This window comes from Streptomyces sp. NPDC107581 (assembly GCF_055657175.1).
On sequence record NZ_JBVKBH010000014.1, the window covers coordinates 82,562 to 106,448 of the forward strand.

Consider the following 23,887-nt stretch of genomic DNA (forward strand, 5'->3'; position numbering starts at 1 on the left):
CCTTCACAAGGAGCGGGCCCGCGCTCAGAGCAGGGCGGCCTTGGGGCCGTCGGGCTCCTCCAGACGCCGCTGCAGCACCGAACGGGAGAGCTCGGAGGTCTCCTGCTCGGTCAGCCTGCGGAAACCGTCCTCGGTGATCACGGTGATGATCGGGTAGATCCGGCGGGCGACATCGGGACCACCGGTCGCCGAGTCGTCGTCTGCCGCGTCGTACAGGGCCTGGACCACCAGGGTCGTGGCCTGTTCCTCGGTCAGGTCGTCACGGAACAGCTTCTTCATGGCACCGCGCGCGAAGATCGAGCCCGAACCCGTCGACGCGAAGTTGTGCTCCTCGGAACGGCCGCCCGTGACGTCGTAGGAGAAAATGCGGCCCCTCTCCCGGTCCACGTCGTACCCGGCGAACAGGGGCACCACGGCCAGGCCCTGCATGGCCATGCCGAGGTTGGAGCGGATCATGGTCGACAGCCGGTTCGCCTTGCCCTCCAGCGACAGCTGGGCGCCCTCGACCTTCTCGAAGTGCTCCAGCTCCAGCTGGAAGAGCTTGACCATCTCGACGGCCAGGCCGGCGGTGCCTGCGATGCCCACGGCCGAGTACTCGTCCGCCGGGAACACCTTCTCGATGTCCCGCTGGGCGATGACATTGCCCATGGTCGCCCGGCGGTCACCGGAGAGCACCACGCCACCGGGGAAGGTCACCGCCACGATCGTCGTGCCGTGCGGCGCCTCGATCACCCCCTGCGTGGGAGGCAACTGCCGGTTGCCGGGCAGCAGCTCCGGCTGGTGCTCCGACAGGAAGTCCATGAACGAAGAGGACCCAGGCGTCAGGAAGGCAGCTGGTAGACGCCCGGTGCTACGAGTGTTGGCTTCCACGCGTTTCCTTCCACGTATGCAGCAGCCCGCCTTATGGCCTCGGGCTGATCCTTGAACTGCCCCAGTGCAGCGTTGCAGCTGAAGCACAGTACGCCACGGACCCTACCCGTCTCATGGCAGTGATCCACATGTGCCGGCGGAGCCACCAAACATATGCAGCAGACGCCTCCTTGAGAGGCGATCAACTCGTCTCGTTCGGCTTCGGTGAGGCCGTACGTGCGCTTCAGGTGGTCCTTCCGCCCGCGGGTGGCCCGGCACGCCCTGCACCGGGTCGACAGCCCATCGGAAGCGGATGCGTTGCGATGCCATTCGCTGTGCGGCTTGACCTCGCCGCACGTCCGACAGAGCTTGTGTGCGTCCGGGACATCCTCCTTCTCCCGGACGGACTTGCCCAGGGCCTCCCGGCGGCGCCGGTAGTGCGCGGCGCTGTACTCCGCCACGCACTCCCGGCAATGCACCTGGAGGCCATCGCGCCGGTTCCTGTCCCGCGCGAAGGCCGCAAGAGGCAGGTCACGCCCGCATTTCCTGCGTTCCTTCGCGTTCGGCTCCTCAGCCACTCGACTCCCCCGCAGCCTTCACTTTCACTTCGAAGGTGAAGTAGCCAACCTGCCTCTACTCTCCACCTTTTTGCACGAAGGACCTCACGAAATCCTCGGCGTTCTCCTCGAGTACGTCGTCGATCTCGTCCAGCACGGAGTCCACGTCGTCACTCAGCTTCTCGTGCCGCTCCTTGAGGTCCTCGGAGGCCTGCGCGTCCTGCGCCTGCTCCTCGACCTCCTCGGTGGAACGCGTGGCCTTCTGCTGGCCGCCGCCGGTGTCCTTGGTTGCCATATACCTCACCCCGCTCAGTTCGCCCGACATGGTCGACGGGTCGGCATTCCTGCCGATCGGTGATGATCAGACCCTACAAGCCGGGTCCGACATCGGCCCCGCAGTTTCGACAACGTGCGGGGGCCATCTCGATGATTCCCGGACGGTGGGTTTTCCACCCTGTCCGCCCGGGACGGTACGCGTGCCCGCTGATCGCGCTCAGCCGCCCGAAAGGACCCTGACCAGGTCTTCTGCGGTGCGGCAGCGGTCCAGCAGTTCCTTGACGTGATTTCGCGTTCCGCGTAGTGGTTCGAGGGTTGGAACGCGCTGGAGGGAGTCGCGGCCCGGGAGGTCGAAGATGACCGAGTCCCAGGAGGCCGCGGCCACGTCGTCCGCGTACTGCTCCAGGCAGCGGCCGCGGAAGTAGGCCCGGGTGTCCTCCGGTGGCTTCGTACGGGCCTGGTCGACCTCGGACTCGTCCAGGAGCCGCTTCATGCGCCCGCGGGCCGCCAGACGGTTGTAGAGGCCCTTCTCGGCGCGTACGTCGGCGTACTGGAGGTCGACCAGGTGGAGCCGGGCGGCGTCCCAGTCGAGGCCGTCGCGGCGGCGGTAGCCCTCCATCAGTTCTCGCTTGGCGACCCAGTCGAGTTCGCCGGCGAGGCTCATGGGGTCGTTCTCGAGCCGGTTGAGGGTGTCCTCCCAGCGGGAGAGGACGTCCTTGGTCTGGTCGTCGGCGTCGGCCCCGAAGCGTTCCTCGACGTACTTGCGGGAGAGTTCGAAGTACTCCATCTGGAGCTGGACCGCGGTGAGTGTGCGACCGCTGCGGAGCGTGATCAGCCGCTTCAGCGAGGGGTCGTGGGATACCTGGTGGAGAGTGCGGACGGGCTGGTCGACGGCGAGGTCCACGGCGATGAAGCCGTCCTCGATCATGGACAGGACCAGGGCGGTCGTGCCCAGCTTGAGGTAGGTCGAGATCTCGGAGAGGTTGGCGTCGCCGATGATCACGTGCAGACGGCGGTACTTCTCGGCGTCGGCGTGGGGCTCGTCGCGGGTGTTGATGATCGGGCGCTTGAGGGTGGTCTCCAGGCCGACCTCGACCTCGAAGTAGTCGGCGCGCTGGCTCAGCTGGAAGCCGTGTTCGTGTCCGTCCTGGCCGATGCCGACGCGGCCCGCTCCGGCGAAGACCTGACGGGAGACGAAGAAGGGCGTGAGGTGGCGCACGATGTCCGAGAAGGGGGTCTCCCGCTTCATCAGGTAGTTCTCGTGCGTGCCGTAGGAGGCGCCCTTGTTGTCGGTGTTGTTCTTGTAGAGGTGGATCTGCTGGGCGCCGGGGAGCTGGGCGGCCCGTTCGGCGGCCTCCGCCATGATGCGCTCGCCGGCCTTGTCCCACAGGACGGCGTCGCGGGGGTTGGTGACCTCGGGGGCGCTGTATTCGGGGTGGGCGTGGTCCACATAGAGGCGAGCGCCGTTGGTGAGGATGACGTTGGCGAGGCCGATGTCCTCGTCGGTGAGCTGGCTGGCGTCGGCGGCCTCCCGGGCGAGGTCGAAGCCTCGTGCGTCGCGCAGCGGGTTCTCTTCCTCGAAGTCCCAGCGGGCCCTGCGGGCCCGGTGCATCGCCGCCGCGTAGGCGTTGACGATCTGGGATGAGGTGAGCATGGCATTGGCGTTGGGATGGCCGGGGACGGAAATCCCGTACTCCGTCTCGATGCCCATTACTCGCCGTACGGTCATGCGGCCCTCCTTGCCCGGCGGCGCCCTCGGTCGTGGGCGCCGCTCACGTACCGCTGGCGCTCCGGTGCGTGTGCGGTGCCCGTCCCCGCACTGCGCGACTCGGCGGTAGGAAAGAGCCTAGAACGCCTTTGCGCTGGTGGGGAGATCATTTGCGTCATTGCCTGCTCCGGTCGTGGCCGGAAAAACAGTCGGCTGCGGGTACCCGGTGAGGGCACCCGCAGCCGCCCTGCCTTTACAGGTACTGTCCGGTGTTCGCCACCGTGTCGATGGAGCGTCCGGTGTCCGCTCCCTGCTTTCCGGTGATGAGGGTACGGATGTAGACGATCCGTTCGCCCTTCTTTCCGGAGATCCTGGCCCAGTCGTCGGGGTTGGTGGTGTTGGGCAGGTCCTCGTTCTCCTTGAACTCGTCCACGCAGGCTTGGAGCAGGTGGGAGACGCGGAGGCCCTTCTGGTTCTTCTCCAGGAAGTCCTTGATCGCCATTTTCTTGGCGCGGCCCACGATGTTTTCGATCATGGCTCCGGAGTTGAAGTCCTTGAAGTAGAGGACTTCCTTGTCGCCGTTGGCGTAGGTGACTTCCAGGAAGCGGTTTTCCTCGGATTCGGTGTACATGTGCTCGACCGCCGTCTGGATCATGCTCTGGACGGTCGTCTCCTTGCTGCCGCCGTGCTCGCCGAGGTCGTCGGCGTGCAGCGGAAGCCGCTCGGTGAGGTACTTGCCGAAGATGTCCTTGGCGGCTTCGGCGTCCGGGCGCTCGATCTTGATCTTCACGTCGAGCCGGCCGGGGCGCAGGATGGCGGGGTCGATCATGTCCTCGCGGTTGGAGGCGCCGATGACGACCACGTTCTGCAGGCCTTCCACGCCGTCGATCTCGGCAAGGAGCTGGGGGACGATGGTGTTCTCCACGTCCGAGCTGACGCCGGAGCCGCGGGTGCGGAAGAGGGACTCCATCTCGTCGAAGAAGACGATCACGGGGGTGCCCTCGCTGGCCTTTTCGCGTGCACGCTGGAAGACGAGGCGGATCTGCCGCTCGGTCTCGCCGACGTACTTGTTGAGCAGCTCGGGGCCCTTGATGTTGAGGAAGAAGCTCTTGCCGGCGGCCTGGCCGGTGACCTCGGCGACCTTCTTGGCGAGCGAGTTGGCGACGGCCTTGGCGATGAGCGTCTTGCCGCAGCCGGGGGGCCCGTAGAGCAGGACGCCCTTGGGCGGGCGCAGCTCGTGCTCCTTGAAGAGGTCGGGGTAGAGGTACGGGAGCTCGACCGCGTCGCGGATGGCCTCGATCTGGTTACCGAGGCCGCCGATCTGCTCGTAGCCGATGTCGGGGACCTCTTCGAGGACGAGTTCTTCGACCTCGCTCTTGGGCACGACCTCGTAGACGTATCCGGACCGGGGTTCGAGCAGGAGGGCGTCGCCGGGACGGATGGTGACGTCCAGCAGCGGCTCGGCGAGCCGTACCACCCGTTCCTCGTCGGTGTGCCCCAGTACGAGGGCGCGCTCGCCGTCCTCGAGGATCTCCTTGAGGGTGACGATGTCGCCGACGCGCTCGAACTCCATGGCCTCGACCACGTTGAGCGCTTCGTTGAGCATGACTTCCTGGCCGCGCCTGAGGTCGTCGACCTCGACGCTTGGGCTGACGTTCACCCGCAGTTTGCGGCCGCCGGTGAAGATGTCGGCGGTGCCGTCTTCGATGGCCTGCAGGAAGACGCCGAAGCCGGCCGGCGGCTGGGCGAGGCGGTCGACCTCTTCCTTGAGGGCCACGATCTGGTCGCGGGCCTCGCGGAGGGTGTTGGCCAGTCGCTCGTTCTGCGCGGAGACGCCGGCCAGGTTCGTCTGCAGCTCGACGATCCGCTCTTCGAGAATCCTCGTGTGCCGCGGAGAGTCGGCGAGCTTGCGTCGCAGGACGGCGATCTCCTGCTCAAGGTAGGCGATCTGCCCGGCCGGGTCGTCGGACCCTCGTCCCGGGCGGATGCCGCGGTTCATGTCGTCGTCGTGGGCTGCCACGGTCCTCACCTCCTCCAAGGGGAGCTGGACGCTTCCAGACCCTACCTGGGTGGGTGTCGATTGAAACCCCTAGATCACAAAGACTGTCAAGGTGTGTCGTCGGTCACCCGGTGCGCTCCCTCTCGCACGGAGGGGATACCCACTCAACGTGATTCGGAAGCCGCTTGTTCCTTGTCGGGGACGGTCAAAACCCTTCAGGAGTGGCTGGAGTTGTCCGTTCCGGGCCGGTCGGCCGGTACGCGGGCAGGAGTGAGAGCGCTCGCACGACCATCACGCTGAGCAACGGTCCGAGCGGTGGGTGTCACCGTGGGATGGCCTGAAGTGTTCGCCTGCGGGTCCCGGGGCTCCCTTCCCCGGTCGGGCGCGTGTACCCGGGAGGGCGGGGCGGGAAACCCCCCGTGCCCGCCGAAGACGGCCGGAATCCGGGCAGAGGTAGGGTCGAGGTGTTCAACAGCCGCTGGAGCGGACCCGGCTGGCCTTGGCGCCGGGCGTACCGCACGGCGAACCGACGGCAGGAGAGATGACCGTGCAGCAGGAGGCCCCGGGCGGCGAGGCGCTGGAGGTCTGGATCGACCAGGACCTGTGTACCGGCGACGGCATCTGCGTCCAGTACGCCCCGGAGGTGTTCGAGCTGGACATCGACGGGCTGGCGTATGTGAAGGGCGCGGACGACGAGCTGCTGCAGGAGCAGGGGGCCACGACTCCGGTGCCGCTGCCGCTGCTCATGGACGTGGTGGACTCGGCGAAGGAGTGTCCCGGCGAGTGCATCCACGTGCGCCGGGTTTCGGACAGGGCCGAGGTGTACGGGCCCGACGCCGGGTGAGTCCGGGTCGGGCCCCGGTGGGTCAGACGCTGTGGTCCCCGGCCGGGGTGGAGCGGAGGAACGCGCTGCCGTTCCACTGCCACTTGGCCGGGGTTTTCACGTCGGGGCAGCAACTGGGTACGTCGGCCGTGGAATAGCCGAGCAGGGTGGCGCTGACGGCTCCCGCGTGCAGGGCGAAGTCGGTGACGGTGAGCCGGTCCTTGGGATCGACGAGGGTGGCGACCACGCGGGCCTTGCCTCCGGTGCCGCGGGTCAGGACGTAGACGCCGTCCGGCGGGGTGCCCATGGGGGCGTCGCAGTGCACGACGGCGACGGTTTCCGGTCTGCCGTCCCCGTCCAGGTCTCCGGTGGCCTGCTTCACCACCAGCGCCTTCACCGGACCGCACGTGAGGGGGAAGGTCACACCGGTCGTGCTGGGCGCGGCGACGGCGGCGGGGGCCGATCTGACCTCGGCGCCGGGGACCGGCTGGGCGGCCGTGGCCGATCCGGGCTGGAGCAGGGAGGACAGGGCCACGACGCCGGAGAGTGCGGTGGCGGTGGCGAGCCAGTGGATGGGGCGGGTGTGCGTGTGGGCGAGCTCCGGAACGGCGGATTGCTGCACTAGGAGTGTCTCCTGTGAGGGCTGTGCCGGTGGGGGGGGTGGCCAGCATGGTGCCACACGTCACGGAGCGGGGGAACGGCGGGGTCGCCATGGATTTCCGCAGGCGAGGAGCACGCGCGCGGGGGCGTGCGCTCCTGGTGTCCGTTCAACGGACGGGCGCCGTGACCGGGTTCCCGGGGTCGGTGGGGAACTCGGGCACGGCGCCCTTGTGTTGCGATCGGTGGGGAACCGGTCAGCGGCCGGCGCCGCCGTCGGCGTTGGGTCCCGCGTAGTCCTCGCCGTAGGCGCCCTTGGCGGGGCGGCGACGGCGCATGGGCGGCTCGACCCCGTCGGCGAGGCGGCGGGCAGTGAGCAGGAAGCCGGTGTGGCCGATCATCCGGTGGTCCGGGCGGACGGCCAGGCCCTCGATGTGCCAGTTGCGGATCATCGTCTCCCAGGAGGTCGGCTCGTTGAAGCAGCCGATCTCGCGGATGGATTCGACGGTGCGGGCGAGCTGGGTCGTGGTGGCCACGTAGCAGCACACGATGCCGCCGGGGACCAGTGCCTTGGAGACGGCCTCCAGGCACTCCCAGGGGGCGAGCATGTCGAGGATGACGCGGTCGACGTCGGTGTCGGACAGGTTGTCCTGGAGGTCGCCGACGGTGAGCTGCCAGGCGGGGTGGGGGCCGCCGAAGTAGCGCTCCACGTTCTGCTGGGCGATCTCGGCGAAGTCCTCGCGGCGCTCGTAGGAGTGCAGCATGCCCTGGTCGCCGATGGCGCGCAGCAGGAAGCTGCTGAGCGAGCCGGAGCCGACGCCGGCCTCCACGACGCGGGCGCCGGGGAAGATGTCGGCGAAGGCGAGGATGTGCCCCGCGTCCTTCGGGTAGACGACGGCTGCCCCGCGGGGCATGGACAGGACGTAGTCGGGGAGCAGGGGGCGCAGCGCGAGGTAGGCGACGTTGCCGGTGGTGCGGACAACGCTGCCCTCGGGAGCGCCGATCAGTTCGTCGTGCGGGAAGGAGCCCTTGTGGGTGTGGAAGTTCTTCCCGGCTTCGAGCGTGAACGTGTAGTGGCGGCCCTTGGGGTCGGTCAGCTGAACCTGGTCCCCGACCTTGAAGGGCCCGCGCCTGCGGGCGGCACCGGTCGGTTCGGACATGTGACCAGCCTACCGGCACCTGAAGGGGGCGCCGACCACGCCGACCGCACGGGGCGCGTGGCCGTGGGGGTCAGCTCGGCCGGGCCATCGCCCGCACGAAGGCGCGCTCGACGTCGGCGGCGGACAGGACGCCGTAGATCTCGCCGCTCTCCTCGACGACGAGGTACTCGGTCGCCGGGGTGGCCCGCAGGGTGTCGAGCAGTGCCTCTCCGGCCAGCTCGGCGGAGACGCGCATGCCGTCGGTCAGGTCCTGGGCGAGGCCGCTGACGGAGACCCAGGGACGGCGGTGCTCGGGTACGCCGACGATGGCGGCCTCGCGGACGAGGGAGAGGGGGTTGCCGTCGGCGTCGACGACGACCAGGGCGCGGGCGCCGGCGGCGTTGGCGCGGCGCAGGGCCTCGGAGAGGGGGGTGTCGGTCTCCACGGGGACGGCGCGGCGGGTGAGGGTGCGGGCCCGCAGCTCGGGGAGGTGTTCGCGCAGGCGGGCCATGCGCAGGCTGTTGCCGGCGCCGGTCCAGATGATCGCGGCGAGGATGGCGGCGAGCAGGGCGTCGGTGACGGTGTCCATGCCGCTGACGTCCTGGTTGCCGCCGCCGAAGGTGCGGGACTGGTTGAGCAGCGGGAGGCCGATCAGGACGGAGACGGCGAGGGCGCGGCCGACCCAGGCGGCGGCGACGGTGCCGCTCATGGGCTTGCCGGTGATCTTCCAGACCACGGCGCGGAGCATGCGGCCGCCGTCGAGGGGCAGGCCGGGCAGGAGGTTGAAGGCGGCGACGATGAGGTTGGAGATCATCAGGCCGGCCAGCAGGACACCGGGGACGGTGTCGGGTTCCACCGGTTGCATGGCCAGGTAGAACAGCCCGGCGAGGACGAGCGAGAGCAGCGGGCCGACGAAGGCCAGGACGAACTCCCGTCCCGGGGTCTCGGCCTCCTTCTCGATCTCGGAGACACCGCCGAAGAACTGGAGCTGAATGCGGCGGACGGGGAGTTTGAAGCGGATCGCGGCGACCGTGTGGGCCAGCTCGTGGACGAGGACGGAGGCGTAGAAGGCGACGGCGAAGAAGAGGGACACCAGGTAGCGGGCGGCGCCCAGTTCGGGCAGCACGCGGTCGAGCTGGCCGCCGAAGACCCAGGTGATCAGGGCGGCGACGAGGAACCAGCTGGGCGCGACGTACACGGGTACGCCGAAGGGGCGGCCCATCAGCAGCCCGCCGCCGGGCTCCTTGGGGCGCGGCTGCGGCGGTTCGCCCTTGGCGATCCCGGAGTGGGCGAGCGAGCGGTGCTCACTGGACTCCGGCCCGCTGCCCGAGGAGGGCGCGCCCTCGCCGGTCTTCGGCTCCGGGCCACTGCCCGAGGCGGGAGTGCCGGCACCGTCCTTCGACTCCGGGCCACTGCCTGCCGTGGGCGTGCCCTCGCCGTCCTTCGACTCCGGACCGATGCCCGAGGCGGGAGTGGCCTCGCCGGTCTTCGGCCCCGGACCGCTGCCCGAGGCGGGAGTGCCCTCGCCGGTCTTCGGCTCCGGGCGGGCCGTCGGGTCGGCCTCAACGGGCTCGTCGGGCTTACCAAGCTCACCGGGTTCGTCGGGCTCACCGGGTTCGTCGGCCGTCGGCCGCGGGCTTGTCCGTCGGGGCCGTTCGTCGGGATTCGGTGACGGGCTCGGGGCCTGCCGCGGGGTCTCGGGGTCCGGGCTCGGGTGGGGGTCCCGGTCCGGGTGGGGTGGGTTCGGCGGGGATGCTTCGGCATCGCGAGGCTCCGGCCCGGGGCGGTCGGTGGGGCCGCTCGCCGGGGCCGTAGCCGCCGCAGGGTGCTCGGCCCGCTCGTCGTTGCCGGACCGCGGCTGCCCGCTCCCGCCGCTCACGTCCACGGTGTCCCCTCGTTCGAAGCGTCTTCCGTACCGTCCCGGCCGGAAGGGTCTCTGGTCGATGGTATGCGGCCGTGGTGACGCGTTCCGCCCCGGCACCCCTTGTGTTTGCCCCGCCGTCGCACGGCCGGTGCGGTCCGCGGCTGGGTCACTGTCAGTGCCGGGCCGTATGGTCTGTGGTCATGGACAGCAGCATGGAGGACGCGGCGGCGGCCGCGGCGGCGGACGGCGCGGGACCGCCGGCGGGCGAGGCGAAGACGGACGCGGGCGCGTCCACCAGCAGTGGTGCGACCGGGCCGGCCAGCGGGCGCGCGGCCATGGCGCCCACCTCGCTGTCCCCCTCCCGCGCCAGTGACTTCATGCAGTGCCCGCTGCTGTACCGGTTCCGGGTGATCGACCGGCTGCCGGAGAAGCCGAGTGAGGCGGCGACCCGGGGCACGCTGGTGCACGCGGTGCTGGAGCGGCTGTTCGACGCGCCCGCCGCGGAGCGGACCGCGCCGCGGGCCAAGGCGCTGATTCCGGGGCAGTGGGACCGGCTGCGGGAGAGCAGGCCGGAGATCACGGAGCTGTTCACGGACGACGCCGACGGGGAGCGGCTCGCCCGCTGGCTCGGTGAGGCGGAGCAGCTCGTGGAGCGCTGGTTCACGCTGGAGGATCCCTCGCGGCTGGAGCCGGCCGAGCGGGAGCTGTTCGTGGAGACCGAGCTGGAGTCGGGGCTGCGGCTGCGCGGGATCATCGACCGGGTGGATGTGGCACCCACCGGCGAGGTGCGGATCGTCGACTACAAGACGGGCAAGGCGCCGCGGGCGGAGTACGCCGAGGGCGCGCTGTTCCAGATGAAGTTCTACGCCCTGGTGGTGTGGCGGCTGAAGCGGGTCGTTCCGCGCCGGCTCCAGCTGGTCTATCTCGGCAGCGGGGACGTGCTGACGTACGACCCCGTCCTGGCCGACCTGGAGCGTGTGGAGCGCAAGCTGCTCGCCTTGTGGGAGGCCATCGAGTGGGCGACGGAGTCCGGTGAGTGGCGGCCGCGCCCGACCAAGCTGTGCGGCTGGTGCGACCACCAGGCGCACTGTCCGGAGTTCGGCGGCACTCCCCCGCCCTATCCGCTGCCGGTGAGGGCGGCCGACGGGCATGCGGCCGGGGAGCCGGCGGGCGGCGCGGCCGCGGTCGAGTCCGGTGCCCGCGGTGAGCCGCAGTCGCTGCCGACCGAGGGCGGCTGAGTCGGGGGGCGTGCCGCAGGGCAGAATGAGGCCGGACTAGCTAAGGAGTGTCACGTGGCCATCCGCGTCCTACTGGTCGACGACCAGCCGCTGCTGCGTACGGGTTTCCGGATGATCCTGGAGGCCGAGCAGGATCTCGCGGTCGTCGGCGAGGCCGGTGACGGCCTGCAGGCCCTCGATCAGGTACGAGCGCTGCAGCCCGATGTCGTGCTGATGGACATCCGGATGCCGCGGATGGACGGGGTGGAGGCGACCCGGCAGATCACCGGGCCCGGGCGGGACGGTCCGGCGAAGGTGCTGGTGCTGACCACGTTCGACCTGGACGAGTACGTGGTGGAGGCGCTGCGCGCGGGGGCGAGCGGGTTCCTGCTGAAGGACGCACCCGCTCATGAGCTGGTGCAGGCCATCCGGGTCGTGGCGGGGGGCGAGGCGATGCTTGCGCCGAGCATCACGCGGCGGCTGCTGGACAAGTACGCCACGCATCTGCCCTCGGGTGAGGAGCCGGTGCCGGACACCCTGCACACCCTCACCGACCGTGAGGTGGAGGTGCTGAAGCTGGTGGCGCGCGGGTTGTCCAACGCGGAGATCGCCGCCGATCTGTTCGTCAGCGAGACCACCGTGAAGACGCACGTCGGGCATGTGCTGACCAAGCTGGGTCTGCGGGACCGGGTGCAGGCCGCGGTGTACGCGTACGAGAGCGGGCTGGTGCGTCCGGGCGCGCAGTAGGCCCACGACGCCCCCCCGTACGACGCGCAGGGCGCCCTTCTCCGGCGGAGAGGGGCGCCCTGCGTGGCACCGGGCCCAGGGCGTTGCCGGCCGGGCCCGGGCGGCCGTCAGCCCTTGCTCAGTTCCCAGAACCGGAACACGGTCGAGGCGTCCAGGCAGTACTCCAGGCCGTAGACGCCGTCGCGGGCGACCGCGTACTGCTTGGCCTGCCAGACGGGCAGCACGGGCAGTTCGTCGGCGACGATGTTCTGCAGCTTGCCGAAGTCCTGGTCGGTGGCGCCGCGGTCGCTCTGTGCGGCCGTGCCCGGGATGAGGGTGCCGGTGATGGTGCTGTTGCGGTAGTGGTTGCCCAGCACGTTGTCCTTGCCGAAGAACGGTGCGGTGAAGTTGTCGGCGTCCGGGTAGTCGGGCACCCAGCCCTTCACGTAGACGCCGTACCGGTCCTGGGCGATGTCCTTCTCGTACTGGCCGAAGGCGACCGACCTGACGTCGGCCTGGAAGAGTCCGCTGGCGTTGAGCTGGCCGGCGATGGCCTTCAGTTCCTGGTCGGTGGCGGGGCCGTAGCGGGAGGGCGTGGACCAGAGGGTGAGCTTCACCCTGCCGGTGATGCCGTCGGCACGCAGTGCGGCGGCGGCCCTGTCCCTGGAGGGGCGGGCGCCGTAGGTGTCGAAGAAGGCCGTGTTGTGGCCGGCGATGCCGGCCGGGATGATCGAGTACAGCGGGGTCGCGGTGCCCTGGTAGACGTTCTTGACGAGGGCGTCGCGGTCGATGAGGTAGGCCATGGCCTTGCGGACGCCGAGTTTGCCGGCGACCGGGTCCTTCATGTTGAAGACCAGGTGCTGGACCTCGGCGCTGCTGCCCTCGACGACGTCGATGCCCTTGGTGTCGTCCTGCCGGTCGAGCTGGGCGATGTCGGTGGCGGTCAGGCCGCGGTAGGCGAGGTCGATGTCGCCGTCTTCGAGGGCCTTCTTCAGTGCGGTGCGGTCGCCGTGGAAGAACTTCAGGGTCACGCCGGAGTTCTTGGCCTTGGCGGTGCCCTGGTAGTCGGGGTTGACGGAGAAGACCGCCTGGTCCCCGTCGAAGGAGTCCAGCTTGTAGGGCCCGGAGCCGACGGCCTTGTCGTCGGTGCGCAGGCCGTTCGCGTCGTACTGCCGGTGGTCGACGATGGAGCCGGCGCCGGAGGCGATCTTGCTGGGGAAGGTGGCGTCGGGGACCTTCAGCCTGAAGACGACGGTCCTGGCGTTGGGGGTCTCGACCTTGTCCAGCGTGGGGAACATGATCGCCGGGCCGGCGGGGTCGTTGATCTTCAGCATGCGGTCGAAGGAGAACTTGACGTCCTCGGCGGTGAGCGAGTCGCCGTTGCTGAACTTCAGGCCGGGCTTGAGTTCGCACTGGTAGACCGTGGCCCGGTCGTCGCTGAAGGAGCAGTCCTTCGCCGCCTCCGGTGCGGGCTGGGTGGCGCCCCTGGGGAAACTGAGCAGCGACTGGAAGACGTTGTTGAACAACAGCCAGGAGCCGGGGTCGTAGCCGGAGGCGGGGTCTGTGGCGAGGACGTCGTCGGACATCCCCATCACCACGGAGGAGCCGGTTCCCCCGGAAGTCCCGTTCTCCGTGCCGCAGCCGGTCAACAGGCCTGAGGCCAGCCCCGCCACGATGGGCAGGACCGGCCACTGATTGCGCATGTTCACTGCATGTGCCTTTGTCGTCGGTTCGTCGATCCGAGGCCCCCGTTTCGTGCCCCGGACGGAGGGTGCCGTGTGGGTCCGGCCGACGATGCGGGACCGGCACGCCCCGCTGGTCGGGCGAAGCGCGCCGTCAGTTCCCGCCGGCCGGCCCGGCGACACCCCGTGCTGGAGACGTCAGTCGCTCGCACCGCGGCTGAGCGTCCACAGCTGGAGCGTCGAGGAGGAGTTGAGGGCGTAGGAGACGCCCGTGATGTCGTCCCGCGCGGCAACGTACTGCTTGCCCTGCCACAGCGGCAGCACGGGGACGTCCTCGGCGACGGTGTCCTGGATCTCGGTCAGGCTCTTGGCTGCGTTGAGCCGGTCGGCCTCGCGGCGGGACTCGGGGATCAGCGTGCGCTGGATGTTGCTGTTCGAGTACGGCGAGCCGAGGAAGTTGTCCTTGTCGAGGAAGGGCGCGAGGAAGTTGTCGGCGTCGGGGAAGTCGGGGAACCAGCCCATCCCGTAGACGTCGTACTGGCCCTTCTGCTCGGCGGGCCGGAAGGCCGACCAGGGGTGGCCCTGGATGGTGACGTCGAACAGGCCGCTGTTGTTGAGCTGCTTCTGCAGGATCTGGAACTCCTGCTTGGTGGCCGAGCCGTAGTGGTCGGTGGTGTAGTGCAGCGTCAGCTTGACCGGGGTGGTGATGCCGGCCTTGCTGAGCACGTCCTTCGCCTTGGCGGCGCTGGGGTTGCCGTACTTGTTGAAGAACGAGTTGGAGTGGCCCGTCAGGGTGGCCGGGACCAGCGAGTACAGCGGCTCGGCCTGGGTGCCGTACACCTTGGAGACGATCTCGCCGCGGTCGATGAGCTGGGCCATGGCCTGGCGGACGGCCTTGCTCTTCACGGTGGGCGCGTTGGTGTTGAAGGCCAGGTAGCGGATTTCCAGGCCCGGCATGTCGACCAGGTCGACGTTCGGGTCGGAGCCGCTGTCGAGCTTCTGGATCTGCGCCGGCGACATGGTGCGGGTCATGACGTCGATGTCGCCCTTGTCGATCGCGCTGCCCATGGCCTGCGCGTCGTCGTAGGAGCGCATCACGACCTTGTCGTTCTCCAGCTGCACATACCCCTTGTAGGAGGGGTTCTTGGTGAAGGTGGCGGAGACGATCGCGTTGTCCTTGACGTCGGCCTTGAAGGTGTAGGGGCCGGAACCGTCGACGTCGAAGCCGTCGCGCAGCTTGTCCTTCGCGTAGTCCTTGGGGTTGACGATGCCCGCGACCGGGGTGGACAGCTTGTACGGGAAGGTGGCGTCGGCCGTCTTGAGGTGGAAGATGACCTCGCGCTCGCCCTGGGTCTCGACCGTGTCCACGGTGTTGAGCAGGGCGGCGACGCCACTGTCGGCCTTGATGCGCAGCGCACGCTCGATGGAGTACTTGACGTCCGCGGCCGTGACGTCGTCGCCGTTGGCGAACTTCAGGCCCGCGCGCAGCTTGCAGGCGTAGCGCTCGCTGCCGCTGTCGGTGAAGGCACAGCTCTCGGCGGCGTCCGGCACCGGCTCGCCCTCGCCCTTGGGCTGGGTCATCAGGGTCTGCACGGTCTGGCGCAGGATGTTCCAGGTGCCGACGTCGTAGGCGTAGGCGGGGTCGACGGGGGCGGGGGCGTCGCTGGTGGCGGTGAACCGGTCCGTGGTGCCCACGACGATGGCGTCGCTGCTCTTGCTCCCGCTGTCGGATCCGCCGCACGCGGCGAGAACCGGCGTGAGCAGGCCGGCCACGGCCGGCAGCACCAAAGTCTTGCGGTTCATGCGGGAGTTTCTCCAGAGCTGTTCGTGTCCGTGTACCCGGCATGCAGGGGTGGCGCGGCGGTCCACGGGGGTTGCGGCGATGTTCTCGCGACGAGATTAGTCCGCGCCCGCAGGACGGTTCACAGCCCCGTGAGTTGAGGCCCCATCACGCAGTGAAACCGGGTGTGGACACACCGAAAACCCGACAGCGGCAGGATTAGTGCAGCGTCCCACCAATCGGGACACAAGGGCACGCCGATTCACCCCGAACGAGGGTGGCCCGCACACTTGGGTCGCATTGTCGAGATCTATGGACGTGGGGAATGTCACACTTCCAACTGGGTTGGCGGTTACCGGAATTCAGCCGCGGCCCACGTCGAATTCCACCTGGGTGTACTGCCCGGGATTTTTGTCCAACCGGACCAATGCGCTTTGCACGCTGGGTGAACGGCTAGCGCATTTCCGTCATCAGGCCGCGCAGAAATGCCAGGTCGACCTCTTCCAGAGAGGTCACGACGGTGCGCCGGCCGGTCGCTGCGATGGGCGCCACGGAGGGTACGGCGACGACCCGGCACCCCGCGGCCTCCGCGGCCTCGACGCCGGTCGCGGTGTCCTCGATCACCGCGCACCTGGCCGGATCGGCGCCGAGCCCGGCGGCGGCCAGCAGATACGGGTCCGGGTACGGCTTGGTGCGCGAGACCTCGTCGCCCGCCACGGTCAGGGCGAAGTGCCGGGGCCCGAGCGAGGCCAGCACACGGTCGATGATGCGCCGGTGCGAGGCGGAGACCAGGGCGGTCGGGATCTCGTGCTCGTAGAGCTCGGCGAGCAGCCGGGCGGCGCCCGGCATCAGCGGCAGAGCGCGGCCGATACGGGCCTCGAACCCCTCGTTGAGCAGGATCGTGAGCTCGGCGAGGGTGATGTCGGCGCCGGTGGCCTCGATCAGGAACCCCGCGCTGCGCGTCATGGGACCGCCGACCACGACATGACGCCAGGTCTCGTCCAGGGTGTGGCCGAGGGCGGCGAAGATCTCCACCTCGACGTCCCACCAGAAGCCCTCGGTGTCCACCAGGGTGCCGTCCATGTCGAGGAGCACGGCCTGCAGGGCTGAGCCTTCGGCCGTACGGGTTCCGAGCGCGGGGACCGTGCTGGTCATCCTGGCGCACCTCCTTGAGGGACGACCAGGCCGGTTCCCGGGAAGGAAACCGGCCTGCGGTGGACCGACCAGTGTACGACTCCCGGCGGGCAAACGCCTCCTGCGGCCGGCGCGGGCGTGGCGGCCGCCCGCGCCACCGGCTCAGCGTGCGTTGAAGTACTTCGCCTCGGGGTGGTGGATCACGATGGCGTCGGTGGACTGTTCCGGGTGCAGCTGGAACTCCTCGGACAGGTGGACACCGATCCGCTCCGGCTGGAGGAGCGCGGCGATCTTGGCGCGGTCCTCCAGGTCGGGGCAGGCGCCGTAGCCGAGGGAGAAGCGGGCGCCCCGGTACTTCAGGGCGAACATGTCCTCGATGCCGGCCGGGTCCTCGCCGGCGAATCCGAGCTCGGCGCGGACGCGGGCGTGCCAGTACTCGGCGAGCGCCTCCGCCAGCTGCACGGACAGTCCGTGCAGCTCGAGGTAGTCGCGGTAGGAGTTGGACTCGAAGAGCTTGGCGGTCTCCTCGCCGATGCGTGAGCCGACGGTGACCACCTGGAGGCCGACGACATCGGTCTCGCCGGACTCCTCCGGGCGGAAGAAGTCGGCCAGGCACAGCCGGCGGCCGCGGCGCTGGCGCGGGAAGGTGAAGCGGGTGCGCTCGTTGCCGCGCTCGTCCAGGATGATCAGGTCGTCGTCCTTGGAGACACAGGGGAAGTAGCCGTAGACGACGGCGGCCTCCAGGAGGTTCTCCGTCTGGAGCCGGTCGAGCAGGCCGCGCAGGCGGGGGCGGCCCTCGGTCTCCGCGAGCTCCTCGTAGGTCGGCCCCTCGCCGGTGCGGGCCTGCTTCAGGCCCCACTGGCCCTTGAACAGCGCGCCCTCGTCGAGCCAGCTCGCGTACTCCTTGAGCTGGATGCCCTTGATGACCCGGGTGTCCCAGAACGGCGGGGTCGGCACGGGGTTGTCGGTGGAGACGTCGGAGCGGACGTGGCCCTCCTCGGGGCGCTCCTCGATCTGGACCGCGGCCGCCGCACGGACCCGGCGCTGCTTGAGTTCGGGCAGCTGTGCGCCGGGCACGCCCCGCTTGACGCCGATCAGGGCGTCCATCAGGCGCAGGCCCTCGAAGGCGTCGCGGGCGTAGCGGACCTCGCCCTCGTAGATCTCGTACAGGTCCTGCTCGACGTAGGCCCGGGTGAGGGCGGCGCCGCCGAGGATGACCGGGAAGCGGGCGGCGAGGCCGCGCTGGTTCAGCTCCTCCAGGTTCTCCTTCATGATCACCGTGGACTTGACCAGGAGACCGGACATGCCGATGACATCGGCCCGGTGCTCCTCGGCGGCTTCCAGGATCGCGGAGACCGGCTGCTTGATGCCCAGGTTGACGACGTTGTAGCCGTTGTTGGACAGGATGATGTCGACGAGGTTCTTGCCGATGTCGTGCACGTCGCCGCGCACGGTGGCCAGCACGATGGTGCCCTTGCCCTCGGAGTCCGACTTCTCCATGTGCGGTTCGAGGTAGGCGACGGCCGCCTTCATGACCTCGGCGGACTGGAGGACGAACGGCAGCTGCATCTGGCCGGAGCCGAACAGTTCGCCGACGACCTTCATGCCGTCCAGGAGGGTCTCGTTGACGATGTCGAGCGCCGGGCGGTCCTGGAGGGCCGCGTCCAGGTCGGCCTCGAGGCCGTTCTTCTCGCCGTCGATGATGCGGCGCTTGAGGCGCTCCTCCAGCGGGAGGGCGGCCAGTTCCTCGGCCTTGCCGGCCTTCAGCGACTTGGCGGTGGCGCCCTCGAAGAGGGCCATCAGCTTCTGGAGCGGGTCGTATCCCTCGGTGCGGCGGTCGTGGACGAGGTCGAGGGCGGTCTGCACCTCCTCCTCGGAGAACCGGGCGATCGGCAGGATCTTGCTCGCGTGCACGATCGCCGAGTCCAGGCCCGCCTTGACGCATTCGTCGAGGAAGACGGAGTTCAGCAGGATGCGGGCGGCCGGGTTGAGGCCGAAGGAGATGTTGGACAGGCCGAGCGTGGTCTGGACGTCCGGGTGGCGGCGCTTGAGCTCGCGGATCGCCTCGATGGTGGCGATGCCGTCGCCCCGGGACTCCTCCTGGCCGGTGCAGATGGTGAAGGTCAGGGTGTCGATGAGGATGTCCGACTCGTGGATGCCCCAGTTCCCGGTCAGGTCGTCGATCAGCCGTTCGGCGATCTCGACCTTCTTCTCGGGGGTGCGGGCCTGGCCCTCCTCGTCGATGGTCAGCGCGATGAGGGCCGCGCCGTGCTCCTGGGCGAGCTGGGTGACCTTCGCGAAGCGGGACTCGGGACCGTCGCCGTCCTCGTAGTTGACGGAGTTGATCACCGCGCGGCCGCCGAGCTTCTCCAGGCCGGCCTGCAGGACGTCGACCTCGGTGGAGTCGAGGACGATCGGCAGGGTGGAGGCGGTGGCGAAGCGGCCGGCCAGCTCCTCCATGTCGGCGACGCCGTCCCGGCCCACGTAGTCCACGCACAGGTCGAGCATGTGCGCGCCCTCGCGGATCTGCTCGCGCGCCATCTCCACGCAGTCGTCCCAGCGGGCCTCCAGCATGGCCTCGCGGAACTTCTTGGAGCCGTTGGCGTTGGTGCGCTCGCCGATGGCCAGGTAGGAGGTGTCCTGGCGGAACGGCACCGACTGGTAGAGGGAGGCGGCGCCCGGCTCGGGCCGCGGGTTCCGCTCGGGCGGGGTGAGGTCCCGGACGCGCTCCACGACCTGGCGCAGGTGCTCGGGGGTGGTGCCGCAGCAGCCGCCGACCAGCGAGAGGCCGTACTCGTGGACGAAGGTCTCCTGGGCGTCGGCCAGCTCCGGCGCGCCGAGCGGGTAGTGGGCGCCGTCCTTGCCGAGGACCGGCAGGCCCGCGTTCGGCATGCAGGACAGCGGGATGCGGGCGTTGCGGGCGAGGTAGCGCAGGTGCTCGCTCATCTCGGCCGGGCCGGTGGCGCAGTTCAGGCCGATCATGTCGATGCCGAGCGGCTCCAGCGCGGTGAGGGCCGCGCCGATCTCGGAGCCGAGCAGCATGGTGCCGGTGGTCTCGACGGTGACGGACACGATGACCGGCAGGTCGAGGCCGAGGGCGGCCAGGCCGCGGCGGGCGCCGAGGACGGCCGCCTTGGTCTGCAGCAGGTCCTGGGTGGTCTCCACGAGCAGCGCGTCGGCGCCGCCGCCGACCAGGCCCTCGGCGTTGCGCTGGTAGGCGTCGCGCAGGGTGGTGTAGGGGGCGTGGCCGAGGGTGGGCAGCTTGGTGCCGGGGCCGATGGAGCCCAGGACCCAGCGGGGCCGGCCGTCCTTGGCGGTGAACTCGTCGGCGACCTCGCGGGCCACCCGGGCGCCGGCCTCCGACAGGTCGTACACGCGCTCGGGGATGTCGTACTCGCCGAGGGCGGAGTGGTTGGCCCCGAAGGTGTTGGTCTCGACGCAGTCGACGCCCACGGCGAAGTACGCCTCGTGGACGGAGCGGACGATGTCGGGGCGGGTGAGGTTGAGGATCTCGTTGCAGCCTTCGAGGTGCTCGAAGTCCTCGAGGGTCGGGTCCTGGGCCTGGAGCATGGTGCCCATGGCTCCGTCGGCGACCACCACACGGGTGGCGAGCGCCTCTCGGAGCGCGGACGCCCGGGTCCGGCTGTCGGCGTGAGGGGACGTTGGCAACGAGGCCATGAAGGAGCTCCCTGAGGTGCGACGGCTGTCGGCTATGCGGCTTCCCCGGCGAGGACCGGGCAAGGGGCACGGCGTCAGGGTAACCGGGAGTGGGCTTTGATGGGCACCGGCGTCCACGAGGCGGACGCAGCGGACGGACCCGGATGGCCGAGGCACTACGGGTGGGCCGCCGCAGATGTAACAAGTGTCGTCCGTCCATTAGCGGGGGGTCGACATGGACCGGTAGTGTTCGACATTGCCGAACAGCGGGTGTTCCATGCTGTTCGTCGACGGTCGAAGGGGACGGAGACAGAACGGCGATGGCACGGAACATCCAGTCGCTCGAACGGGCGGCCGCAATGCTGCGCCTGCTCGCGGGCGGCGAGCGGCGGCTCGGCCTCTCGGACATCGCCTCGTCACTGGGCCTCGCCAAGGGCACCGCCCACGGCATCCTGCGCACCCTCCAGCAGGAGGGTTTCGTCGAACAGGACGACGCCTCCGGCCGCTACCAGCTGGGCGCCGAGCTGCTGCGCCTGGGCACCACCTATCTGGATGTGCACGAGCTGCGGGCGCGGGCCCTGGTGTGGACCGACGATCTGGCCCGTGCGAGCGGGGAGAGCGTGCACCTGGGCGTCCTGCACCAGCAGGGCGTACTGATCGTGCACCACGTCTTCCGGCCGGACGACAGCCGGCAGGTGCTGGAGATAGGGGCCATGCAGCCGTTGCACTCCACGGCCCTGGGCAAGGTGCTCTCGGCGTACGACCCGGTGGCGCACAGCGAGGCCATGGAGGCCGACCGCAAGCCGTTCACGGACCGCACGGTGTGCGACGCGGTGGACTTCGAGCGCCTCCTGGACATCACGCGCGCGCGCGGGTACGCGGCGGACGTGGAGGAGACCTGGGAGGGCGTGGCCTCGGTCGCCGCCCCCATCCATGACAGGCGCCGCATGCCCGTGGGCTCGGTCGGCATCACGGGCGCGGTGGAGCGGCTGTGCCGCGACGGAGAGCTGCGCCCCGAGTTGATCGCCGCGGTGCGGGACTGCGCCCGCGCGGTCTCCCGGGACCTGGGCGCCGGGCGGTTCTGAGCGGCCCCGGCCAGGGGCCGCTCCCTGCGCCACTTCATACGGTGACGACCGGGACGCGAGGCGGCGTCCCGGTTCTCGCCCTACCCTGAAATGGACATATAGGGCGAGAACGTACGTGCGCGGACGAAGAACGATAAGCGGCAGCGATCAATAACGATCCTGTTTTCGATAACAGAACTCTTGACGCACGCGTAACGCCGAAGCAAGACTCCCGTCCATCGGTCGGCATTGTCGAACACCTACCGGCAATACGCGTTAGAGTGTGACAACGCCAAGGGCCAGCACATCGCTCTCACCCCCGAGGGCAGCTCGAACTCCCGGAGGGACCCGGGGTTCGGTCCCCTGGACGAAGGACAAAGGAGTCGCGGGTGTCCAGCTCCGACATCTTCATCGGCGAGACCATCGGTACCGCCATACTCATCCTGCTCGGCGGAGGCGTCTGCGCCGCCGTGACCCTGAAGGCCTCCAAGGCCCGTAACGCCGGTTGGCTCGCCATCACCTTCGGGTGGGGCTTCGCCGTTCTGACGGCCGTCTACACCTCGGCGCCGCTCTCCGGTGCCCACCTGAACCCGGCCGTGACGCTCGCGCTCGCGATCAAGGACAAGGACTTCAGCAACCTCCCCGTCTACTGGGGCGGCCAGCTGCTCGGCGCCATGATCGGCGCGGCCCTGGTCTGGGTGGCCTACTACGGCCAGTTCCACGCGCACCTCACCGACAAGGAGATCGTCGGCGGTCCGGGTGCGCAGGCCACGACGGCCAAGGCCGTCGAGGCCCAGGAGAAGGGCGCCGGGCCGGTCCTCGGCATCTTCTCCACCGGTCCGGAGATCCGGCACGTGGTGCAGAACCTCCTCACGGAGATCATCGGCACCGTGGTGCTGGTGCTCGCCGTCCTCACGCAGGGCCTGAACGACAAGGGCAACGGCCTCGGCACCCTGGGCGCCCTGATCACCGCGCTGGTCGTCGTCTCCATCGGCCTCTCGCTCGGCGGCCCGACGGGATACGCGATCAACCCGGCCCGTGACCTGGGCCCGCGCATCGTGCACGCCCTGCTCCCGCTGCCCAACAAGGGCGGTTCCGACTGGAGCTATGCCTGGATCCCGGTGGTCGGCCCGCTGCTCGGCGGCGCGATCGCTGCAGGCATCTACAACGTCGCATTCGCTTAAGAAGCTCACCGAAGCACGAGTGGCCAAGCACGCGCCGTACGTACAGCCCCATCACCACGGAACTTTCAGGAGCACACAGTGACCGACGCCCACACCACCGGCCCGTTCATCGCGGCGATCGACCAGGGCACGACCTCCTCGCGCTGCATCGTGTTCGACCGGGACGGCCGCATCGTCTCCGTCGACCAGAAGGAGCACGAGCAGATCTTCCCGAAGCCGGGCTGGGTCGAGCACAACGCCAACGAGATCTGGACCAACGTCCAGGAGGTCGTCGCCGGAGCCATCCAGAAGGCCGGCATCACCCGCGACGACATCAAGGCCATCGGCATCACCAACCAGCGCGAGACCACCGTGCTGTGGGACAAGAACACCGGTGAGCCCGTCCATAACGCCCTCGTCTGGCAGGACACCCGCACCGACGGCCTCTGCAGGGAACTCGGCCGCAACGTCGGCCAGGACCGCTTCCGCCGCGAGACCGGTCTGCCGCTCGCGTCGTACTTCTCCGGTCCGAAGGCCCGCTGGCTGCTCGACAACGTCGAGGGCCTGCGGGAGCGCGCCGAGACGGGCGACATCCTCTTCGGCACCATGGACACCTGGGTCATCTGGAACCTCACCGGTGGTGTCAACGGCGGCAAGCACGTCACCGACGTCACCAACGCCTCCCGCACCCTCCTCATGAACCTGCACACGATGCAGTGGGACGAGAAGATCGCCGAGTCGATCGGTGTGCCGCTGCAGATCCTGCCCGAGATCCGCTCCTCCGCCGAGGTCTACGGCGAGGTCACCGGCGGCAAGCTGGGCGACCTGCTGGGCGGTATCCCGGTCGCCTCCGCGCTCGGCGACCAGCAGGCGGCCCTGTTCGGCCAGACCTGCTTCTCCGAGGGCGAGACCAAGTCGACCTACGGCACCGGCACCTTCATGGTGATGAACACCGGTGACAAGATCATCAACTCGTACGCCGGTCTGCTGACCACGGTCGGCTACAAGATCGGCGACCAGCCGACGGTGTACGCCCTGGAGGGCTCGATCGCCGTCACCGGCTCCCTGGTGCAGTGGATGCGCGACCAGATGGGCCTGATCTCCACCGCCGCCGAGATCGAGACGCTCGCGCTCTCGGTCGAGGACAACGGCGGCGCCTACTTCGTACCGGCCTTCTCCGGTCTGTTCGCCCCGCACTGGCGCTCCGACGCCCGCGGTGTGATCGCCGGTCTGACCCGGTACGTCACCAAGGCGCACCTCGCGCGCGCCGTTCTGGAGGCGACCGCCTGGCAGACCCGGGAGATCGCCGACGCGATGGTCAAGGACTCCGGCGACGAGCTGGTGGCCCTGAAGGTCGACGGCGGCATGACCTCCAACAACCTGCTGATGCAGACCCTCTCGGATGTCCTGGACGCACCGGTGGTGCGCCCGATGGTCGCCGAGACCACCTGCCTCGGCGCCGCCTACGCCGCCGGTCTCGCCGTCGGCTTCTGGTCCAGCACCGACGAACTGCGCGCCAACTGGCGCCGGGCCGCGGAGTGGACCCCGAACATGGACGCGGACACCCGCGACCGTGAGTACAAGAACTGGCTCAAGGCCGTCGAGCGGACCATGGGCTGGATCGAGGACGAGGACTGAGCGGCTCAGACCGC

Annotated in this window: 18 protein-coding genes; 6 read left to right on the forward strand and 12 right to left on the reverse strand. The window is 69.5% G+C overall.

Annotation, left to right across the window (positions count from 1 at the left end; all coding sequences use genetic code 11):
* Nucleotides 1-24 precede the first annotated feature (24 nt).
* The 5 genes from prcB to arc all read right to left on the reverse strand — a co-directional run bounded on the left by prcB (nt 25) and on the right by arc (nt 5,410).
* Complete coding sequence (prcB, locus tag ACZ7P3_RS30810; protein ID WP_472086619.1) at nt 25-870, reverse strand: proteasome subunit beta; 846 nt, start codon at nt 868-870, stop codon at nt 25-27.
* A complete protein-coding gene (locus ACZ7P3_RS30815; protein ID WP_472086621.1) occupies nt 822-1,427 on the reverse strand; it encodes an endonuclease VII domain-containing protein in 606 nt (201 codons plus the stop codon). Before ACZ7P3_RS30815 ends, prcB begins: the two co-directional genes overlap by 49 nt.
* A gap of 55 nt (nt 1,428-1,482) precedes the next feature.
* Nucleotides 1,483-1,701: a ubiquitin-like protein Pup gene (locus ACZ7P3_RS30820; protein WP_020939002.1), complete on the reverse strand. Its 219-nt coding sequence runs from the start codon at nt 1,699-1,701 to the stop codon at nt 1,483-1,485.
* Between the two features lie 198 nt (nt 1,702-1,899).
* The gene (dop, locus tag ACZ7P3_RS30825) at nt 1,900-3,411 is read right to left on the reverse strand and encodes a depupylase/deamidase Dop (protein WP_472086623.1); all 1,512 of its coding nucleotides are present in this window, start codon (nt 3,409-3,411) and stop codon (nt 1,900-1,902) included.
* A 232-nt stretch (nt 3,412-3,643) separates the two neighbouring features.
* Entirely contained in the window at nt 3,644-5,410 is a 1,767-nt protein-coding gene (arc, locus tag ACZ7P3_RS30830; protein ID WP_472086624.1) for a proteasome ATPase, read from the reverse strand.
* Between the two features lie 520 nt (nt 5,411-5,930).
* On the opposite strand from arc, the gene ACZ7P3_RS30835 reads away from it, so the two are divergent.
* Nucleotides 5,931-6,233: a ferredoxin gene (locus ACZ7P3_RS30835; protein ID WP_472086626.1), complete on the forward strand. Its 303-nt coding sequence runs from the start codon at nt 5,931-5,933 to the stop codon at nt 6,231-6,233.
* A gap of 22 nt (nt 6,234-6,255) precedes the next feature.
* On the opposite strand, the gene ACZ7P3_RS30840 is transcribed toward ACZ7P3_RS30835, so the two are convergent.
* The 3 genes from ACZ7P3_RS30840 to ACZ7P3_RS30850 form a co-directional block, all read right to left on the reverse strand.
* Nucleotides 6,256-6,834: a hypothetical protein gene (locus tag ACZ7P3_RS30840; RefSeq protein WP_472086628.1), complete on the reverse strand. Its 579-nt coding sequence runs from the start codon at nt 6,832-6,834 to the stop codon at nt 6,256-6,258.
* Between the two features lie 232 nt (nt 6,835-7,066).
* Nucleotides 7,067-7,969: a tRNA (adenine-N1)-methyltransferase gene (locus tag ACZ7P3_RS30845; protein ID WP_472086629.1), complete on the reverse strand. Its 903-nt coding sequence runs from the start codon at nt 7,967-7,969 to the stop codon at nt 7,067-7,069.
* 70 nt (nt 7,970-8,039) lie between these two features.
* Nucleotides 8,040-9,833, reverse strand: a complete 1,794-nt coding sequence (locus ACZ7P3_RS30850) for a site-2 protease family protein (protein WP_472086630.1) — start codon at nt 9,831-9,833, stop codon at nt 8,040-8,042.
* Between the two features lie 179 nt (nt 9,834-10,012).
* Between ACZ7P3_RS30850 and ACZ7P3_RS30855 the strand changes: the two genes are divergently transcribed.
* Both ACZ7P3_RS30855 and ACZ7P3_RS30860 read left to right on the forward strand, forming a co-directional pair.
* Nucleotides 10,013-11,050 carry a RecB family exonuclease gene (locus tag ACZ7P3_RS30855; RefSeq protein ID WP_472086631.1) on the forward strand — a complete coding sequence of 346 codons (1,038 nt, stop codon included), beginning with the start codon at nt 10,013-10,015 and terminating at the stop codon, nt 11,048-11,050.
* 54 nt (nt 11,051-11,104) lie between these two features.
* Nucleotides 11,105-11,776 (forward strand): response regulator, encoded by a 672-nt coding sequence (locus ACZ7P3_RS30860; protein WP_472086633.1) that lies wholly within the window; start codon nt 11,105-11,107, stop codon nt 11,774-11,776.
* A gap of 107 nt (nt 11,777-11,883) precedes the next feature.
* Here ACZ7P3_RS30860 and ACZ7P3_RS30865 read toward each other — a convergent pair whose 3' ends face one another.
* The 4 genes from ACZ7P3_RS30865 to metH form a co-directional block, all read right to left on the reverse strand.
* On the reverse strand, nt 11,884-13,464 hold the full coding sequence (locus ACZ7P3_RS30865) for an ABC transporter substrate-binding protein (protein WP_472086634.1): 1,581 nt from the start codon (nt 13,462-13,464) through the stop codon (nt 11,884-11,886).
* Nucleotides 13,465-13,635: 171 nt separating this feature from the next.
* Entirely contained in the window at nt 13,636-15,240 is a 1,605-nt protein-coding gene (locus ACZ7P3_RS30870; RefSeq protein ID WP_472086636.1) for an ABC transporter substrate-binding protein, read from the reverse strand.
* Nucleotides 15,241-15,670: 430 nt separating this feature from the next.
* Nucleotides 15,671-16,372 carry an HAD family hydrolase gene (locus ACZ7P3_RS30875; protein WP_472086638.1) on the reverse strand — a complete coding sequence of 234 codons (702 nt, stop codon included), beginning with the start codon at nt 16,370-16,372 and terminating at the stop codon, nt 15,671-15,673.
* Between the two features lie 141 nt (nt 16,373-16,513).
* On the reverse strand, nt 16,514-20,029 hold the full coding sequence (metH, locus tag ACZ7P3_RS30880; RefSeq protein WP_472086640.1) for a methionine synthase: 3,516 nt from the start codon (nt 20,027-20,029) through the stop codon (nt 16,514-16,516).
* A 299-nt stretch (nt 20,030-20,328) separates the two neighbouring features.
* On the opposite strand from metH, the gene ACZ7P3_RS30885 reads away from it, so the two are divergent.
* From ACZ7P3_RS30885 to glpK, 3 genes are all read left to right on the forward strand, one after another.
* Nucleotides 20,329-21,093 (forward strand): IclR family transcriptional regulator, encoded by a 765-nt coding sequence (locus ACZ7P3_RS30885; protein WP_472086642.1) that lies wholly within the window; start codon nt 20,329-20,331, stop codon nt 21,091-21,093.
* A 368-nt stretch (nt 21,094-21,461) separates the two neighbouring features.
* Nucleotides 21,462-22,256: an MIP/aquaporin family protein gene (locus ACZ7P3_RS30890; RefSeq protein ID WP_472086644.1), complete on the forward strand. Its 795-nt coding sequence runs from the start codon at nt 21,462-21,464 to the stop codon at nt 22,254-22,256.
* A gap of 78 nt (nt 22,257-22,334) precedes the next feature.
* Nucleotides 22,335-23,873 carry a glycerol kinase GlpK gene (gene glpK, locus ACZ7P3_RS30895; protein WP_472086646.1) on the forward strand — a complete coding sequence of 513 codons (1,539 nt, stop codon included), beginning with the start codon at nt 22,335-22,337 and terminating at the stop codon, nt 23,871-23,873.
* The last annotated feature ends 14 nt before the right edge of the window (nt 23,874-23,887 follow it).

Excerpts from the sequence above, each read along its gene's own strand:
- ACZ7P3_RS30885 (WP_472086642.1), top strand. The coding sequence starts at position 20,329 with ATGGCACGGAACATCCAGTCGCTCGAACGGGCGGCCGCAATGCTGCGC.
- ACZ7P3_RS30820 (WP_020939002.1), bottom strand. The coding sequence starts at position 1,701 with ATGGCAACCAAGGACACCGGCGGCGGCCAGCAGAAGGCCACGCGTTCC.
- ACZ7P3_RS30835 (WP_472086626.1), top strand. The coding sequence starts at position 5,931 with ATGACCGTGCAGCAGGAGGCCCCGGGCGGCGAGGCGCTGGAGGTCTGG.
- ACZ7P3_RS30855 (WP_472086631.1), top strand. The coding sequence starts at position 10,013 with ATGGACAGCAGCATGGAGGACGCGGCGGCGGCCGCGGCGGCGGACGGC.
- ACZ7P3_RS30875 (WP_472086638.1), bottom strand. The coding sequence starts at position 16,372 with ATGACCAGCACGGTCCCCGCGCTCGGAACCCGTACGGCCGAAGGCTCA.
- dop (WP_472086623.1), bottom strand. The coding sequence starts at position 3,411 with ATGACCGTACGGCGAGTAATGGGCATCGAGACGGAGTACGGGATTTCC.
- ACZ7P3_RS30870 (WP_472086636.1), bottom strand. The coding sequence starts at position 15,240 with ATGAACCGCAAGACTTTGGTGCTGCCGGCCGTGGCCGGCCTGCTCACG.
- metH (WP_472086640.1), bottom strand. The coding sequence starts at position 20,029 with ATGGCCTCGTTGCCAACGTCCCCTCACGCCGACAGCCGGACCCGGGCG.
- ACZ7P3_RS30845 (WP_472086629.1), bottom strand. The coding sequence starts at position 7,969 with ATGTCCGAACCGACCGGTGCCGCCCGCAGGCGCGGGCCCTTCAAGGTC.